This is a genomic window from Legionella qingyii (genome assembly GCF_003184185.1).
Genome location: NZ_QHJG01000052.1, coordinates 1 through 18932, shown reverse-complemented (window position 1 = coordinate 18932; position 18932 = coordinate 1). Strand labels below are relative to the sequence as shown.

Below are 18932 nucleotides of genomic sequence, written 5' to 3'. Positions count from 1 at the left end.
TCCGGAATCTGCGATCAAATGCGGCCGGAATTGGTGATCATTTCGCTCCGGAATACACATTCAAAATCCGCTTTATCAATTGCGAACATTAACGGTGTATATCCAAATCTATCTTGAGCGTTTAGGATTTGATCCAGATAATTTGGCGTATTAAAAAACAATGGAGTACTTGTTGATAGCTTTTTTACATACTCCAGATAGTTTGCAATAGTGCTTAATTCCGCTTCTGAAACCAGGATATGAAGTAATCTTATATTGTTATAACTAAGATAATTAGCGCACTCGTTCCTTGTTGGATCATGAATGGCTTGCCAAGTGGCGTCTTTTATAAGAGTGTTCTTTATTACTTCGACTATTGCCGTATCAGCAAATATGGTTGAAGAAAAAGCAATATACTGATCTATATCCTTTCTTACGAGGGCGTTATACACCCATTCTGCAAGCATTCTCGTATCAGTGGTTCCATCGATTAAGTATTCCTTTCTTATGTCTTCGCTGTTGGAAAGAAACCATTGTTTAGTTGTTACTTCATAACTAATGCTAATGGAATGCGTTGTCGTTCCCATTAAAAACGAAATTGCAGGATTAGGTAATTGGTTTTCTGTTTTGGGTTTTGTTTCTAAAGCATTGTGAAGCCGTTCAAAGTAATCTAAAAATTCTGTTTTATTATATATACCAACCGATAATTTTTCGAGGCTACACTTTTTATACTCCTTGGGAGTGAACATTAAAGGATATACCAGCTCAGCTACTTGGCCAACAGGCTCTTTAGGAGCCCCTTCAAACAAAGTAGGGAACGACGCTGGATCATGATAAACCACAAGTTCTTGTGCAAATGAAATTAAATCCTCAAGGACCGGTAGATCATCTGTCACAAAAAAAGAAAGATGTTGGCTGTTGGTTTGCTTTTCAAGAATCCTTACAATTTCTCGAATAAGATCCTGCATGTGATCAGGAACGGTATCTAAAATACTTATAGATGATGTTTTGTCCTTTATCTTAAGTAATTCTCTGATGAGTTCAACCCGCCGGTAAAAATCTGTTCTACCCTTCTCTCCTTTGCGCATCGCATTCATGAATAAGCTGGAAAATCCATTACAGTGTCCAAAATCCGCCATTTCATCTGCTAAGTGAGTACCTGCAAACATATACTCTAAGAACTTTGTAAGTTCCCCATAAGTCAATGAGATATCTGTTGCTTCAGTTTGTACCATAGCAATTCTCTCAATTTGCACGCCCTAAATTAAACATCAATATTGTGATTCAAATTTAGCGAACTGCTCTTCCAATTTCCATTGAAGTTTCGCTTTTGGGTTAACATTTAGAAAGTTCTGGCACGCGGGCGTTGGCTGATCTGTTTCTGATTTAATTGGGGTACACTCCGCATTCATTGACTTGTATTGAGCATTTTGCCAAAGATTATCGCCGGGTAAAAAAGCAAAATACAGACTATTTCGTGCTAACTGTTTTAGAGTGAGATAAGAAAGCTTTTGCTCTTCAACAGCACGCTCGAATTGGCGAGTTAAAGGTTCACGGCTTATTCCCTCATCATCAGTTGATAAAGCCACAGGCACACCATGTTTTAAATATAAAGCCAAGGGATGCTCGTTCCCTTTAATGCCTAAAATATAATCGTTGCTGCTTAAATTGACTTCAACCATCACTTCTTTTTGTGCCATTTTATTTATTAATTCGGATGCATGGTGTTCATATTCAATATCAACACCATGTCCAATTCGTTCTGCAGAAGCAGTTTCTACCGCTTCATAAATATGAAATGTAAGTCCTTCTGGCGCTACTAATTCAGGATTAAGTTCACCAGCATGTAGCGAAATATGGACATTAGGATAGAGTTGATGCAAAAAAGCCACCATTTGCATATGTAATCGATAATCGCGCATTGATATTGTGCCATCTTCTGTTTGAACCAAATTAATGCCTACAATACGTGAATCTTGTGAAGCAGATTCAAATCCCGCGAGTAATTGTGCAAAAACCATCTCTGGAGGTTGTTCCCTACGAACTTGATACAAATAACGAACAGTGATTTGACAACCTGCTTGTTCGTTATTTGTGCCGCATTGTTGTAATGCATTCTTTTTAGCTTCGTCCTTGTCCAAATTATGGGAAATATGAGTCACTATTTGGTCAAAATTAGCACTTAATAATTGATTGCGCAGATTTTCTAAATTAGGATCCCACCCCTGTCGTTTTCCGAGCTCACTGGCTTCATTCCCATCTGGTGTAGTCATGATTTCTAAATAGAGTTCGTTTTGGACAGCCGCACGCTCAGTCATTTCAGCTAAAATTTCCCCTCCATGCATTTTGGTAATGAGGCTAAATTTTCCAAAAGCATTAAAAAAATGATCATGTCCTGATTCATTTTTCATTTTATCGAAATGGCACATCGACCATGCGTCAATCAAGGAATGGTATAACTTTTTATTAACTATGGCGGTCACTAAATAATCTTCTGTATTGCATGAAGGATTGATAGACACAGACAAATTGTTAGTATCAATACATAAATTATCCATCTCTGCATAATGAATTAGATTTTCAGCGAATGATGAGCCACTCGCGTGCATATGCAGATCCCCCCCTTTAGGCATATTAGTTAAAAATTTTTTTAATATACTGGGAGTTGTTTTAATGGAGTCAAAATAAGCTTGAGTATTTTCTTCAGGGCTTGCATACGCAATTTGAATTATTAATAAACAGCATAAACAAAAAATCTTATTCATATTAAGAGCAATCTGATTAAAATGCCACCTATTTTTACATGATAAAATCATTTGGTCAAATAAATTTGTTCGTAAAAAGAAACAGAAATAATACACTGGAGTAGCTCTACGGTCGCACTAGTTCACTTCACTAGAAGCAATATTCTGCAAAAAATCCTGGTTAAGTTTAATTTTTGTTAACTAATAATGAGAATCAGTTCCTTTCTGACCATTTAACACTTAGAACAATTTATAGCTTCAATCCTGAAATTTTTCTCCCGCAATTATTTTCTGTTGTTTTTGTTAAAACTGTATTTCGGAAAAATTCCCATCTCTTTCTCGCAGCCATTTTTTGTTGTTCAATCGCATTTAATTCTGCTGTGAATTGTTCCATATTAATAGTTGGCTGCGTTGCATCAACTTTTATAAATCTAAGATTCGCATTTTTTGCCAATCCACCATCTAAGTCATCTTTGTCGCCAACATAAGCAATGGGTTTATCTTTTACATCGTATTTTTTGCAAAATTCATGAAACATGGTTGCATTGGGTTTGGCTGGTAACTTATCAGCTTTATGGATATATCCATCGATATCAACCCCATAAAACTCCTTAATCTTGGGAACTTTACTCTCAAATGCTGAACCATCCGTGATAATACCTATTCTATATTTAGTTCTTAGGGCTAAGAAGTCTTCTTTAGACATTTTGGGTGAAAATGGTTCTGCATTTTTACGCTCTTGGTATAATTGGGTAATATCTTCACAAGAAATTTGAATTTCCCGATTATGTTGTTTTATGAAAGTTAAGAGCATTTCTTGATATTGATATTTCCCATTATCTTTCAGAGTATTACGTGTTGCTTTAATTGTTTCAATTGGTATTTCTTTGCCAGAATATGTTTTAATAATATCTTGAAATATAGTAAACGTATTATCGCTTAAATGATGTAACGTATCATCAAAGTCAAATAATAACCAAGGAAGATTCATCCTTTTGTTGGCGTGTTTTTGAATATCCTGTCCCTCTTCATCTGATAATACAATTTGTTTCTGATAGGGAATTGTGTACCTGCTTTTTTCTATTGCGTCCAATAATTCTCTCTCAAAATTTGCAAATTCTACTTTTGGCTTTTCAAATTCTTCCATTAAACTATTTTTTTGATTTTCAAAAAGCGAATGCTCGATCACTTCGGATGCATCATATTTTTTAATTAATTGTTCAAATCTTGATTTATATTCTTTATTGGTTGAATCGCACAGAATTGAGATTAATATCATGCCCTCAACATTAGTCAATGTATCAATACTTAATCCAACAATTTTTAGTATTTTATTTAATACAGGAAGATCTTCTGCCCCATTAGGTAACAAACTAATGAGAAACTCTTTAACATCTGGCTGGATATTGAAAAAAAGGGCATTTTTGTGTGCTGTTATAGATACTATGCCAAGCACATTGGCATCGTTATTCATCGCTTCAGAAGCGGCACAATATATCGCTGCGCCAGCTTGAATATGATCATCTACAATAATTACTTTTTCTTTTGGAATTATTTTCTCGTCAAAATTTCTCGCTTGGTAAAGCATTAATGGCTGTTGCGCAATTCGATGGATACCATAGGATTCAGCACGGGATGTGCGCTGTTTTAACGCGAACACTCTATCTAATTCTACGTTCCAATGCTCCTTATTTTGTGCAATTGTATTTTTCAATTCTGCAAGTAATAAAGCACTAAATTCCGTTGTTAATCGATTTTTACTCGCATTAGGCTCCGAAAGATCTCTTTCCATTGTAGCTAAATGAATAATTTCGCCCTCGCTAGGACTTGAATTTTTTATTATCTGATATAACTGCATTACCATTTTATGCAAATATGTATCTGTTTTATTCTCCTTCAATTTAACTTTTAATACACGTTCCAAATATTGATTTGCTTTTTCTTTCAGAATGAGAAAAAGCGCTTCATTTTGCATAATGGATACAGGCGACATTTGCTGTGGTTTTCCAAATATGGTAATGCTGTCGCTGGCAAGCTTAGTGACTCTGGTGGTAGCTTGTTTGTCATTATATACAAACATTTTGCCTTTTTTTATAAATAATTGCAGCCTGGAAAGAGTCTTTTCTTCTTCAGTCATACTAAAATGATTTTCTGGTTGAGAAAGCTCTTCGGCAGTAGCAGCAACGATAATTGGTATCTTAGCCTCTATGTCATTTAACTTGGCGCAGAGAATGCGTCTTTGATGAAAAACGTTTTCCTTTGGCATTTAAAATTCTTGATTTATCATATCCTTATAATAAGATTAATCTTATAACAATGCCATTACGCACTCAATAGTTCTCTATATATCTCTTAATAGATCAACTAATAAATTGATTGAATTAGCAAGCGCTATTTGCTCGTCTACAGTTAAAACCTGAAGGTTATCGTTTAGTCTATTATGCAGAAGATAAGGAGCAGCCGAAACAAACTCGTTCCCTTTTTCTGTAATATCAATATAAATAATACGACGATCCTGAATATCACGTGTTCGACTAACAAATTGTTTTTCTTCTAGACGGTCAATTACCCCTACAATAGTACTCATTGATAAATAAATTCTCTTTGAAAGAGCAGATATGGTCATTTTTCCATTTTCATAAATTTCATACAGACAGACTATTTGCGGCACAGTCAAGCCATAGCATTTGTTTAATCTTCTGGAATGATAATCCATCTGTTGCATAATTTTTCGCAAGGCAAGAATAATGCTTTTAGAACGCTGTTCTGACTGTTGCGCAGCTGTTATTTTGTCTTCAAGGGATTTTTTCTCGATATCACTCATGAATGATTCTTTACCTATTAACGGTTGCAACGAACTAACTTACCCATTACTATGGCAAGTACTTTGAGTACAAATAATATCAACAGATATAAATATTTAAGGGCATTAACTATTGTATCCAAGTATTCAATTTAACTATAGAAGTATCCTCAAAAATAATATTGAAATTTATTTTCAATACGCAAATCACTTTAGTAATTCTCAAGTTTCGTCAACAAAGGGAGGATTATCGAATGGATAATCAAATTAACAAACTCTTAAAATCAACCAGTAATGCATCGCAATTGCCCTGTGCTCCTACAGAGGAAGAAATTTATTTTAATAGTAATGGAGTATTAACATTAGGAGTCGAAATTGAGCTCCAGCTCATTGACTCTAAAAATTATAATTTATGCTCAAGAGCAACTGATGTACTTAGTGCTACAGCCCATCTCGAAAAAATTAAGCAAGAGTTTTATTTAAGTACTATAGAAGTGACTACAGATAAATGCATCACTACCCAGGAAGTTGAAGATGATCTTTATAAAACACTCTCTTCTTTACAATTAGCAACAAAGGATTTAGGGATTTTATTTTCCACAACCGGTTCTCACCCTTTCTCTAAATACTCCGATTGGGTCGTCTCGCCTACGACTCGTTATCAAGAACTAATTGATCGTAATCAATGGCTTACCCGACGTATGAGCGTATATGGCTTACATGTTCACATTGGCATGTCCAGTGGTGAAGACTGCATTCGCTTTAATAATTTTTTTATGTATTTTTTGCCTCATTTATTAGCCCTGTCTTCAAGCTCTCCGTTCTGGCAAGGAATAGATACAGGCCTTGCCTCTTATAGGCCAACTACCTATGAAGCGTTACCAACTGCAGGACAACCCTATCATGTCCGAACTTGGCAAGATTTTGAAAATCTATATAAGTCATTAAAATTATGCGGTTCAATCAAATCACTTAAAGACTTATGGTGGGATTTAAGGCCAAGTCCTGGTTTTGGAACATTAGAAATTCGTGTTTGTGATGGAGCCGCCACTCTAGCAGAGACACTTGCATTAGTTGCCTTGATTCATACACTTGCCCATTGGTTTGCTGATAATGGAAGTTGGCTTGAATCAGTCGCCTACCCTCCTTATTGGCTTTCTCGTGAAAATAAATGGAGAGCCATTCGTTACGGTTTGGATGCTGAACTAGTAATAAATACTGAAGGTAAAACCAAATTGATGCGCGAAGACATCCATGAATGGTTTGAAAAATTAAATCCATATATCAAAAAATTGGACTATCAAACTTATTTTTCTACTCTTAACATGATTATGGATTCAGGGACAAGTTCTGAGCGACAACGTAAAGTATTTGCTCACAATCATTGTCTTAAAGATATTGTGAAACATAACGTCAGTGAATTTTTACTCCAAACCCCTCTATACAGACGCGAATCTGCCATTACAGCCCTTTGATGGGAACCACTATTTAATAATACTGGAGGAAGACCATAATGAAACAAGTAATTTATACATCAAAAAAATTGGGTAATGTAACGATTAAAAGCGAATTGAATCATTACTCAGTTTATTCGAACAGGTTGGAGGCCAGATCCCTTAATCAAGATGAAGAGAGTTTTTTAATTGATAAATATACTCTTCTTTTAGAGAAACCTGAAAATATAAAGATGTTTGGTGAAGGTAAAACCTGGAAACCTTCTGCTGTAAAAGAGTTCATCAAAGACGAAATTAAACGCTGGAATTTCGGTAACAAGTTCTCAGTGCTTTCAATCTACCATTCAACTACTCAAGAGTTTATTGGTTATCTCTGCGTAAACCATTCTTTAGATGATTTCGCCAATGTAGGAGTCGGCCATAAAAATGTCGGTGAAATTGCTTATATTATTGATCAAGCTTTTTGGGGAAAAGGTTATGGAACTGAAATCGCAATCCTGGGGAAAAAGTTTATTAAACACATTATTTCTGAAAGCGAGAATGAAACCCTAGAGCACAACATTAAAGAAATCGTTGCTACAGTTCATCCTTCAAATGAAGGTTCAAAAAGAATCTTACAGAAAACACTGAAACATCAGGAGCAGGAAGAATTTACCAAGTTCGGCGGTCAACCCCGTCTATTATTTTTTAAACCCTTAAAACCCTATATTCCCCAAGTAGATGAATCTAATGTTTTAGCTGCAAAATTGGTAAATTCTAATATCTAAAGAGCTCTTTATTTCCAATAGTAAACAAGTTCGGGCTACAAATAGCCCGACAAATCTTTTTCGCCCTAATATCCATCTGCGGAATTATTTGCGCAAGCCCAGACTAAGTGTATTTTTCCCAAACGAATACTTCTATGAATCTGATAACCATCATTACAGTGATTGATTTAAGCGAGGAAAAATGCCATGAAAATCAAAAATTATAGCATTTGCTATAATGAAAATAATATTGTTAATAGGCAACACCATAACTAAGCATGAAATTAAATAGCGAAGAAGAAAAACTTGCTGCTGTCATGTTTCAACTTCTTGATAAATTATTGAGCCCCAACCTGGTCTGCAATGAAAGCGGAGTAATATTATTTGCAAACAAATCATATAAAGAATTAGTAGCTGATAAGCCAGAGGATAAGCCTTTTTGGAAAGTATATCCATTACAAAGTACCGTACCAGACTATTTTAAAAAAGCTGTTGACCAAAGAGTTGAAACTCGCTCAGAAATAACAGTTAAAGAGAGAACTTTCATTGTTCGCGTTATTCCAGTAAGCAATATCCTGGCTAATGAATTAATTTACATGGTATATTTTGAAGATATCTCATCACAAATTGATCTTAATAAACAATTAAAAATCGATAAGACATCATTACAACAATCCTTTTTAGATACAATTTTAGCTTTTTCTGACTTTGTAGAGTCTAGAGACTCTTATACTGCTGGACATCAAAAACGTGTGGCATTGCTTTCACTGAACATTGCTACCAAAGCAAATATTACTAATCCACATTGTTTAAGCGCAATATATTATGGGGCTCTCATACATGATATTGGGAAGATCGCGATTCCAATGGAATATTTAGTTACACCAAGACGATTGACTATGAATGAATACGAAATAATGAAAACACATGTGGCAGTTGGTAATAAAATAATTGAGCGTATGGATTTTCCTTGGGATATTAAATCTGTAGTGTTCCAACATCATGAACGCATGGATGGGTCTGGCTATCCTAATGGGTTAAAAGGTGATGAAATCACTATACCAGCACGTATCGTGGCTATTGCTGATGTATATGAAGCAATGTCAACGAATAGGCCTTATCGAAATATGATGTCACAAGAAACCATATTAAAGTATCTAGAAGAAAGCAAAGAAACACTGTTTGATGCCAATTACGTTGAGTGTTTGTTCCAATGTCTTACTGAACTAAAAGATGTTTATGAAATGAATCCCAATTTTAGACCTTTTGATCTTTTTATTAGCTAATTTTGTTTTTCGTATGAGATTATTTGTCTACTGCTAAACAGGATGAAAGAGCAAGTATAAAAATAAAAGAAACCTTGCAAATTAGACTGCGACACAACCGGTATTATTCCTATTAGAAAATACTCCCTAGTTTCTCTTTGGAGCTATGCAAAATTATAGCAGCATAGCTCCTTGAGAATAGAGTTCAAGATTATTTGAATTGAAATCCAGATTGTTCTAACTGATCTAATTTCTCTTCCATATCTTCACCCAACAATGCTTTAGTTGCAGGTGTATTCAGTTGGGGAGTCTTAAGAACATTGAACATTGAATACTGCAATAAAGAAGGTACATTGTCGGTTAGACCATAATCTCTTAAACAATCCGTTCGTTCTTGCAATTTTTTTGATTTAAAAGCGGCAACAACATCAGATTGCGGCGTATCCCTCTTATTCCATAATCCGGTATCAAAATCTAAATAGGTTTCTTCTCCTTCTGAAAGATGAATTATAATGTTACGATTTAGATAAGGTAATACAGCTTTATTGGTTACAAATGTACCTTGCAAATTCAGTTCGGTTAAATTTGATTCCGAGCCTAACAGAATAGGTAAACATTCATCTCCTAAATCAGATCCACTGACATCAAGGCTGGTTAGAGAGGTAGCCCCCGCAAGCTCCTCTAATCTACTAGAATTGATGCCCTCAGTTTTCAAACACTTAACTTCAGGATGTGTTTTTAAATAGGAAATGACATCCCCTAAAAAGTCTCCTTGATAGTCTTCTGTAAAGCGTATATATCTCAGATCCAGTGTCTTTGTTTCTGCATCATATAGTTCAGGAGCATCAAAACTTATTGTATTAGGATTAATTTCTAAGTAGGAACTATCATCAAGTACATAGTAATCTTCCTGTTCATTATATCGATGCCAAATTCGATTATTAATACCTTCAAATTTATCTCTCATGGGATACCTCTTATTTAAGTTATTGTAAGAAACAATTCCAATGGAATAGTTCTCCTTAAAATGAGATAAAGTAAGGTTTCGAAAAGATAGAAAAGTGTTTCATTTATTATCGTGTTATCTCTTTGAATAAAAGATTACAAGCAAAATTTTTGCTTGTTTCCCTACTTTTATCTCAAAGACTAACCCGTTTAATACTTAAAACTAGAATTACTTCAGTTCTCAATCTATCCTAGTAGAGAAGATAAGTCTTTCTTTTAGCCAATCCTCAGAGTTTGAATAAAACGAAGATTTAGCCAAATAGATTTCATTGGACGCATTGTATTTAAAAACCGCATCATTGTCAACAAAAACCCTATTTAATTTATTTTAAATCATTTAGCGCTTTTATTATACATTTATTAAGGGGTTCCTAGGTCTACAATGAGACCGGGATCCTATTATTTGCAAACAAATTACCTAAAGAATTAGAACTTGGATTTATAATCATAATAAACCAAAATTTTTAATTCAAAATTTAAGCCCCGCCCTTTTTGTCAAGAATTAATTCAATCGACACCCAATCGATGAATAATCCTCTATATCTTATGATTAGTGGTTACTGACTGGAGTTTGGGCTCATTATTGAGTTCGTTAAGATAATGCTTTAGTTTAAAAATCCAATCAATCACCGAGACCGGTGTTTCAATAAATCGGGTTTCAAAAAAATGTTTCGAAAAATCGGGTAAATTTTTAATGGCATCGCGAGTTTTTGTAGAAAGTCCTGCCATGACACAATCTTTCACGCCGCGCGCGCAATTTTTATCGAATAAATCATATTTAAATTTTGGATCATGCATTATTTGTTGCATCTTTTTTAAGATAGCTATTTCATCAAGAAAATAGGGTTGACCACTTTCGAATGTTGGGAGCGATACCGTATAATCCGGATTTAACCCTTCAGTAACTTCCCTATTTTCGATTTCAAGTTCAATATCATTTCTTTCTTTATTTAAGTCATCCAATTCCTTTTTTACACTTTCATACTGACTTATAAGTTCATTTACTCTCAGCTCCTCTTTCTCAATATTATGAAGCTTGTTCATTTTGTCAGAGATTTGTTCTTGCAAGAGCAACAACTGTTTTGCATCTTCATTCTGAGGAAATTGTTGGAGATAAAGCAAAAGATAACTTCTAATCTTATTACTATCTGGGGCGTTTTCATAAAAAGTATTGATTTTATTAAACTCAGAAGTTAATTGGCGATACCCTTCAATATACGCATAAATTTTTGGAATGTCGGCATTTAATAATGCGTTGTGAAACTCTAATTTTAATATTTTAAGTTCTTTCTCCAATTTTTCTTTGTGCTGCATCGCAACAAGAGCTCCATCAATATTTTTAAGTCCTTTCTGTGCCAGGAGATTAAACACATCAGCTGTAGTTCGCTGTTCTAATCTTTTTTTCTCAATCCGGGCTTCCAATTTTTTTTCCAAGGCTGTTTTTGGAAAACGTCCCTTTTTTTCAAGCTCCAACCGAATTTCTTTTCTTTGTTTATCAAGCTCACCTATCTTTTTTTCCAAAACTTCTTTTTTTTGTGATAGTTCAGAGAGTTGAAATTCGCTGCCTCGGTGATGTTCGATAACGCGTGCGTGTGTTGAAGACTTCTCAGGCGTAGGATCTGACCATTCCTCACGCATATCCATTTGTAGCTTCTCACTAAAAATTGGTTTAATTTTACCACCTATTCGGAAGAGGCTCTGAATAGCGCGAAATCTGTTAACACCTTCGTCTCCAGGCCAGAGGCTGAGGAATGCACTGAGACCATTTAGTTTTCTTCCCCGCTTATAAAAACCAATACCATTTTGCTCACCAGTTTTAACTGTTTCATAAATTGGCATAGCTTTTTGAAATTTAAGTTTTTCAAATTGCTTATCGACCGCATTCAAATCATGCGTATTTTCATAGAGAGTTACCGCCAAACTCATATGTCCGACATTGCCACCTTGAGCTACTGCTTTCGCAATGCCTTTTAAAGACCCGTGAATTTCTTTTTTGTCATTATTTCGTGGATTCCACGCATAAAATTCAAGCATTTTGTCTCAGCACTAATAAATTAATCCATTGATAATTATATCTGCATATTATTAACGCATTATTAAATTTAGCCATATAGAGAAAACAACGCTCATGCTGGACAAAAAAAGAATACAAATATGAAAGAGCAGAAATTTATATGAAATATATCAATGAGTTGAGCAGGATTTTAAACCAGCGATTAAATTGGCAGAAGTCACGAATAGGCTGTTTTGCGCAAATGTTGTTAGCATTATTTGTGGTGCGAGGTGTTAATTTAAGTGAAATTGCAATGGCTATAAATGGTGATAAGGCGAGACTTGAATCACGCTATAAATTGTCAACAGAACCTAATTATAAAATTAAAATTAAATTGTTTGCAAAGCTAACAAATGGGATTTTATTTGCCCAAAGAGACTGTCTTCTAAAAAATCCAACACAAAGAAACAAATGAAATCATTTTTTTGATTTCCCAATGGCGAAATTACGTATATTTTGGCGCTTTATGTCATTGACAAAATCCGCAAAATTAGTGTAGTTTTCAATACTTTTTCAAGAGAAAAGAAATGCCTTACGCAATCGGACGGCCTGTTCGTGATCTAAAAGGGAGCTGGTTATTTGGAGTAAAAGCCAGAAAGTTAACCAAAGAAGAGCTCCAAAAAAACCTATTTTTACAAGACAGCATAAAAATTTTCGATGACCTGGAAGCTGCTCAATTTTACGCCAGTAGATTTCGCAAAAAGTATCGCTTTCCAAAAAATACTTTAGATAAGAGCACCGTTACTCCAGTTTTTACGGTTGAGGTTAATAATAATATTTCTCTGTACATTAAAAATAAAGAGCTTATTGAAACAGAGGATAATATCATTCCTCTTGAATATTTTGATTGCCCAAAAGAGGTCATATCAAAAATAATAAGAGTAGACTTTTTTGACTCAAAGATTACTTCTATGGAATGGGAAAGCGAATACGCCTCCAACTGTATTCTTATTTAAGAAGAAAAATGTAAGTGTTTTCATTTGCCCAAAGCAAGCATACTCTGCTTGCTTTCAACGCGGGCTCATTTATCATACCGAATTATTAGTATTAAATGTGTATTATCCCGTTTTTGATTAAAACTAGAATTACATCAGTTCTCAATCTATATTTTTCCTAAACAAGATTAATGGGGTCAAGGCCTACCCCTCTAGGTTGTGCAATTAACATTGCCTTAATATCGATTAAATGGAGGCAGCATAAGCAGCTATAAGATGGTATTATCTTATTATTTAAATCCATCTCCCTGCCAAAATTATCAGAATTATAAGTGGGTATAGAGACATTCTTGATTTAGGATATGAGGTTATACAGCAAAATTTGTTGGTATATACTCATATAAAAAATATATAATCAATAAAGGCCATGATAAAAAAATGATTGCCCATTGACGATTTTTGTGAGAAAAATTTTTGTTTGTCGTGATCTATTAATTATGTATATTTAAAATTAAGTTTGTTATAAAGGTCATCTCGATAACACTTTATATGTAAAATATTTGTTGCGGAAGTAGAAGATAGCTTTATGAATTATTATTCGATTTTTTTGACCATTAACCGACTCATTATAGGCGTACTCCCAATGCTACTGGTTGCTTGTACGCATCAGCAATCTAATGGTCCGGATCACTATGTGATCAAAGGGAAAACATATCATGTAATGAAATCTGCCAAAAATTACAAAGCCAAAGGATTCGCTTCCTGGTATGGCTCACACGCTCGGAATCAAAAAACGTCGACCGGCGCGCGCTACAACATGTATGCAATGACAGCAGCTCATCCAACACTCCCACTTGCTACACGAGTACGGGTCAAAAACCTGAATAATGGCCGGTCGGTTGTGGTTCGGATTAATGATCGAGGTCCTTTTTTATCGAACAGGCTAATTGATTTATCCTTTGCTGCCGCTAAAAAACTCGGTATAAAAGGCATTGCTCCTGTTGAAATTGAAGTAGTTTGAAATTGCTCAGAAATATGACTTGCTCAAGCTTAATAACCTGATTTATTTGAGCACAAATGAATCAGTCAAAGAAATCCAACCGTAACGAAGTTAGCAGCCATTCTATAGCCGCTCAATCTTTTACTTCATCACAAATCAATCCAGATAAATAGGCTCTACCCAAAAAGGATGAATTGGGTCAGGCCTTTAAATTATCAATTAAAAGTTGCTGAACCTATTGACGATCAGGATAAATGCTCTAAAACAGTGCAAAAATAATAATCATAATTCAAGGACCACAAAGGGCTGTTCAAGTATTAAAAATGACATAATGTTTATGGGCCACTTTAGAGGAACCTAGTTTTAGAGGAGAAAGAGAAACAAAAAAGAAAAAATAATAGATTATAATTTAAGAAAGGATGGAGGTGTTTGCTAGTTACTTTTAGCCGATTTAGGTGGTCCCATTAACTGTTGATCGACAGCCCCTTAAGCAGGCAGAATGACAAGAGCCCAATTTTAAAGGACAGCGCAATGTCAGAAGAATTAAAAACCTATAGCCAAGCTGCACAACAATTAGGTGCAGCTGTAAATGCTAATTGTACTGACTCGTATGAGGCACAAGTAATCAAAAAAAAAGTATTAGAAAGTTACAATAGCTGGGCACATTCTATTTACGATAGATCTTTTTTAAATTGGGGCTTGTGGAATAAAAAAATAGCTCGAGAATATGAAAAACTACAATTCAATTTTTCTGCTTTATGCCCTTACCAAGATATATATTCACAGTTACTTCTCTATTATCTCATCCGACCGTTAATTAAACTAAAATATTTTAATAAACGATTATTAGAAATTGGGTGTGGTAATGGTATTGGTTTAAAAATGAACTCTGCTTTGTTAAGAACAGAATATGCGTTAGGTATTGATTTAGTTCATAAACTAGTTAGGAATGCAGAAAATAATTTTTACAGTAAAGGCCTAGTCAGTTATTTACAAGCAGATGCAGAAGCCTTGCCCCTAGGTGATGCTAGTTTTGATATTATCACTAATGTTGAAAGCTCACATCTTTATCCCCGATTAGAGTACTTTTTTTCAGAGGTAGGCCGGGTCTTAGCTCCAGGGGGTTATTTTTGTTATGCCGATATTCATACGGATGCAAAACAACAAGCGCAAAGATTAGAGAGGTTTGTTGCATCTAGAAAGGACTTACAGATTATTCAGAAAAAAAATATTACTAGACTAGTCCAAGCTTCAATATACCGACGTATTATCGTTGCTGAAAAAAAATTTTACCAAATGGCAATTTCTCTGTTTGGTTCCGATCCTGAGGTACTTAATAAAGAATTAGCATCTTTAGCTCAAGCAATGGGAATTAGTTTTTTGCCGTGGTGGAAAATTTGGGTAAAAACAGAAGAATTACGCCCGATTGCAAAAGCTGCCCGCAATAATCAGTATTGGGGCGGCAAAAAATTATTTTTTTATTACTTAATTCAAAAGGTGTAAGATGTATCTAAAGAAAATTAAAACTCTTACATACAATTATGGTGAGGAAAAAGAGTTACAAGATATCCTTTTTAAAGCAACGGAACCACTTTTAATTCATATTAAGGGATTCCCAAATACATTTACTTTAGATTATTTTATAGAAAAATATCATGGCGTTGCCAATTATTCTGTTTTCGATAATTATCGTTATGTAGGAGAGAAAAGCGGTGATTTAAAAGAAACTTTTGAAGAGATAAAAAACAATAAACCATTCCGAATTTTTGGTTTATTCTTTACAAGAGAAAATTCTTCTATAATCGAAAAATACGTACCACTATGGCAAACCATACCTTTTAATCCACGATTTTACAATCCAATGTTAAAAGTGGCTTATTTTTTTGGTGGGCGTGGCTCAGCTACTGAAATTCACTTCGATAGAGAGCACTGTTGTAATTTACATTTGTGCATGAGTGGAAAAAAACAAGTTTTATTATTTACTGAAGACGAAAATGACTCTATCTATAAAGTTCCTTATATAGGCAACAGTTTAATAGATTTTGGCCAACCCCTAGATCAATTACATAAAAAATTTCCTCGTCTAAAAAAAGCCACAGGCTATAACGTAATTCTTAATCCAGGTGATATGATATTTATGCCTAGAAACTGTTGGCACTATACTCGATATTTAGAAGGCTCCACTTCAGCAACCTACGTCTTTTACACTAGTAAATTTTGGCAATTTTATGGATATTTTACAGGATATTTCTTTCTAGGTTATGAACGGCATACGGCAACACTTAAAATAAGTGAATGGAGCTTATTTAAAAAATTTAGTTTGATTTATGCAATGTCGGATGGATGGAAAAAATTCGGACTAAAGGCTGTTGAGAATATATCCTATATCTTTTTGTTACCTTTAATAAGTATAGGAGCTATTGCTACCCATAAAATTAGATTGTTTCGAAAATTTATCAAACATTGAAGAGCGCTTCGTCGCTGCATCATCAACACTTAATGAAAGAAGCCGCGGTTTTTGTTCGTTCAGAGTTATAAATCAATTAAAAAAGTATAATTACTCTGTTTTGTTAAGTGCTCACTTCTTTCTATTATCATTTCGGCATACTTATTGAGCGGCACCAATCTGCCCCCCTATATTATTCCCATTCCATTTTAGATTACATTACGTACCTGTTTATTTTCAATTCTAATTTTGGCGGCTTCAATCAGCTCCTCCAAGGCAGCTAAGGAGCTTGTTTTAATCTCGAACAGATCATCAAACCCAGCCCATTGACGCATAAATTCTCTTTGAGCCGTTCTTAATACTTGATATTCGTCGCTAGAAGCAATTTTTTCTTTAAAACTACCCAGTTCATCTAAGGTTTCAATCTTATCTAAGGCAATTTTATAGTTTAAAAGTATGGCTGTTTTTAAGGCATCTCCTTTCATCCCTTGATATTCTTTCCCTAAATTAGAAAAAGATTCAGCCTTAACCTTGTATTCATGCTCTCTACCCTTTGCAAAGGTGGAGTATGAATAGTTCAGCGATTGTATTTGTTTTGCTACTGGTTCCTGGTGAAAGATAGCATTCCATTTAAGGCCAAATTCTTTTATTCCAATCCTTTTTTGGGGATTGGGCTCGGTTGCTTGCTCTATCAAATCTTTTAACATTGTTCCCTGTGTATAGGAGAAAATGGGGTTATTGAAATCTAATTCTTGCTTTGTCCAGAATATTTCTCCCTCCGATTTAGCATTTACTGGTAACACGAGATACTCATATAATGCTAATCCCAGTTGGTAACTCATTAATTTATCAGCGTCAATCAAGTCACCAGCCTTGGCAGCAACTAAATCTGGAGGGTCGTAACAGGGAGATGTGAGCAACTTATCCGTTGCAATTTGCTTTGATTTTCCTAAAGCGATAAAACTTTTATGATCAGAAATAACTAACTTTCTATCCTTACTCATTAAAAAATTTGTAAGCTTAATGTCAGAATAAATAACACCATAGTCAAGGCAAGTGCTAGAAAATTTCACAAGCTGTCCTATATCATGAAAGCAAGAGTCAATTATGCTTTTAGGATCATTCAGGCCTTCCTTTTCTCTTAAAGTACGAAAATTGCCTAAGTCGGCATAGGCAGAGATTGCTATATCATAAGGATATATTTGAAAATTAGTATAATCTTCAATTAAAAACTCATTTAGAGGTGTTTTCCTTATTTTTTGTACTAAAGGTTTATTGCCCCATGGCCGCTCAATCCTGATACAGATTGTTTCATCTTTATCGTGGCGTTCTAATTTCCAAGTAGTGTTATTTGCACTACCAAGCAAAGCTAACTCATAGAATGACAAAGCCGGCAAAAGGGCTGCCAATTCTTTTTGAATTGCAGAGTAATAAGCACCTTTAAATAACGTTAGGAGTTCTTTTGCGTTTTCATTTGGAATTGTCAATACCTCAGTGGATATTTCTTGTGCAGTATTGGCATGCTCAGCGTAACGGCCTCCAATATGAGGATTTTTTTTGATAAATTTACTCATTTTGCGGTTTATCTGGACTAACAATATTCGGGAGTTGTCTAACTCTTTTTTATTCAACTCAGAGGAGTTGATGGCATCTAATAGAGCAGAGCCAACGTCCATTAATAAATAAAAACAATCAGTAGAGTAAATATTGGATGATTCTTCTAATCGTTTCAGGCTGTTATCGACCGCATTTAAACTTGGATGGCGTCTTTTTGCTTGAAAATACTCTCCAAAGAAGCTTGGAGAAGTATTATTTCGCCATTCACGTGCTGTTAATTTTTTGCTTGAAATATTACTAGTTAAATCGAGAAGTTGTTTTTCAAGCGCAAGACCTCGTTGCGCTGTTAAGCCAAATCGCCCAAGCTCAGAAGAAATCTCATTCCAAGATTTAATGGGCATTAAATCTTCATTTTCATCTGGTTCATAATCCACTTTTTGCTTTAGTTTAACTACTAAATCTTGAATTTCTAAAAGCAATAGTTTTTGTAATGACTCACCTATTCCAGGGCCTTGCAAACGATTATAGTATGCAATTTTCTCATTTAGAAAATGTAATGTAGGGTGATTATTAGGATTATTTATGGGTGTTAACATGTTTACACTATTAAAAATAACTCATGTGCAATTTTAAACCCATAAGATTAAAATAATATCAAGAATGTTTTTTTTACACACTCTGAATTACCTCAAATTACCTATTGCCGAATTTAAGGGGTGAAAATGGGGGCATTAAGCATGGATTTGTATTTAAAACATCACCGTAGGTGTTTTCAATGAGGCAATAGGACGCTAAAGAGGCGGATACTGGATGAATTTTGCGAGACGTATGGTTATCATCGCAAATCAGCTACGCGGCTATTAAAAATCAGTTAATCATAGCGGATTGCGTATTCCGGAGGACTTGATCACTAATTCCGTTAGTCATTTGATCACCGATTCCGGA

15 protein-coding genes are annotated in these 18932 nt (G+C 34.7%); 8 read left to right on the top strand and 7 right to left on the bottom strand.

Features of this window, described 5'->3' with window-relative positions:
• Positions 1-14: 14 nt before the first annotated feature.
• The 4 genes from DGG96_RS19525 to DGG96_RS19510 form a co-directional block, all read right to left on the bottom strand.
• Positions 15-1214, bottom strand: coding sequence for a hypothetical protein (locus DGG96_RS19525; RefSeq protein ID WP_110144157.1), 1200 nt, complete (start codon positions 1212-1214; stop codon positions 15-17).
• A gap of 36 nt (positions 1215-1250) precedes the next feature.
• Positions 1251-2744: an adenosine deaminase family protein gene (locus tag DGG96_RS19520; RefSeq protein WP_110144156.1), complete on the bottom strand. Its 1494-nt coding sequence runs from the start codon at positions 2742-2744 to the stop codon at positions 1251-1253.
• A 229-nt stretch (positions 2745-2973) separates the two neighbouring features.
• Positions 2974-4989 carry an HAD family hydrolase gene (locus DGG96_RS19515; RefSeq protein ID WP_110144155.1) on the bottom strand — a complete coding sequence of 672 codons (2016 nt, stop codon included), beginning with the start codon at positions 4987-4989 and terminating at the stop codon, positions 2974-2976.
• 75 nt (positions 4990-5064) lie between these two features.
• Positions 5065-5547 (bottom strand): MarR family winged helix-turn-helix transcriptional regulator, encoded by a 483-nt coding sequence (locus DGG96_RS19510; RefSeq protein ID WP_110144154.1) that lies wholly within the window; start codon positions 5545-5547, stop codon positions 5065-5067.
• Positions 5548-5780: 233 nt separating this feature from the next.
• On the opposite strand from DGG96_RS19510, the gene DGG96_RS19505 reads away from it, so the two are divergent.
• The 3 genes from DGG96_RS19505 (at position 5781) to DGG96_RS19495 (ending at position 9012) form a co-directional block, all read left to right on the top strand.
• Positions 5781-7001 (top strand): carboxylate-amine ligase, encoded by a 1221-nt coding sequence (locus DGG96_RS19505; protein WP_110144153.1) that lies wholly within the window; start codon positions 5781-5783, stop codon positions 6999-7001.
• Between the two features lie 38 nt (positions 7002-7039).
• Positions 7040-7747, top strand: a complete 708-nt coding sequence (locus tag DGG96_RS19500) for a GNAT family N-acetyltransferase (RefSeq protein WP_110144152.1) — start codon at positions 7040-7042, stop codon at positions 7745-7747.
• 257 nt (positions 7748-8004) lie between these two features.
• Complete coding sequence (locus tag DGG96_RS19495; RefSeq protein WP_110144151.1) at positions 8005-9012, top strand: HD domain-containing phosphohydrolase; 1008 nt, start codon at positions 8005-8007, stop codon at positions 9010-9012.
• A gap of 190 nt (positions 9013-9202) precedes the next feature.
• Here the strand turns inward: DGG96_RS19495 and DGG96_RS19490 are convergent, their stop codons facing one another.
• A complete protein-coding gene (locus DGG96_RS19490; RefSeq protein WP_110144150.1) occupies positions 9203-9958 on the bottom strand; it encodes a hypothetical protein in 756 nt (251 codons plus the stop codon).
• Positions 9959-10533: 575 nt separating this feature from the next.
• The gene (locus tag DGG96_RS19485) at positions 10534-12030 is read right to left on the bottom strand and encodes a coiled-coil domain-containing protein (RefSeq protein ID WP_110144149.1); all 1497 of its coding nucleotides are present in this window, start codon (positions 12028-12030) and stop codon (positions 10534-10536) included.
• Positions 12031-12170: 140 nt separating this feature from the next.
• Between DGG96_RS19485 and DGG96_RS21265 the strand changes: the two genes are divergently transcribed.
• The 5 genes from DGG96_RS21265 to DGG96_RS19460 all read left to right on the top strand — a co-directional run bounded on the left by DGG96_RS21265 (position 12171) and on the right by DGG96_RS19460 (position 16451).
• The gene (locus tag DGG96_RS21265; protein WP_233590637.1) at positions 12171-12464 is read left to right on the top strand and encodes a hypothetical protein; all 294 of its coding nucleotides are present in this window, start codon (positions 12171-12173) and stop codon (positions 12462-12464) included.
• A gap of 112 nt (positions 12465-12576) precedes the next feature.
• Positions 12577-13005: a hypothetical protein gene (locus DGG96_RS19475; protein ID WP_110144148.1), complete on the top strand. Its 429-nt coding sequence runs from the start codon at positions 12577-12579 to the stop codon at positions 13003-13005.
• 565 nt (positions 13006-13570) lie between these two features.
• A complete protein-coding gene (locus tag DGG96_RS19470; protein ID WP_110144147.1) occupies positions 13571-14005 on the top strand; it encodes a septal ring lytic transglycosylase RlpA family protein in 435 nt (144 codons plus the stop codon).
• Between the two features lie 510 nt (positions 14006-14515).
• Complete coding sequence (locus tag DGG96_RS19465; RefSeq protein ID WP_110144146.1) at positions 14516-15487, top strand: class I SAM-dependent methyltransferase; 972 nt, start codon at positions 14516-14518, stop codon at positions 15485-15487.
• A gap of 1 nt (position 15488) precedes the next feature.
• Complete coding sequence (locus DGG96_RS19460) at positions 15489-16451, top strand: cupin-like domain-containing protein (RefSeq protein ID WP_110144145.1); 963 nt, start codon at positions 15489-15491, stop codon at positions 16449-16451.
• A gap of 188 nt (positions 16452-16639) precedes the next feature.
• On the opposite strand, the gene DGG96_RS19455 is transcribed toward DGG96_RS19460, so the two are convergent.
• On the bottom strand, positions 16640-18583 hold the full coding sequence (locus tag DGG96_RS19455) for a hypothetical protein (RefSeq protein ID WP_110144144.1): 1944 nt from the start codon (positions 18581-18583) through the stop codon (positions 16640-16642).
• Positions 18584-18932: the final 349 nt, after the last annotated feature.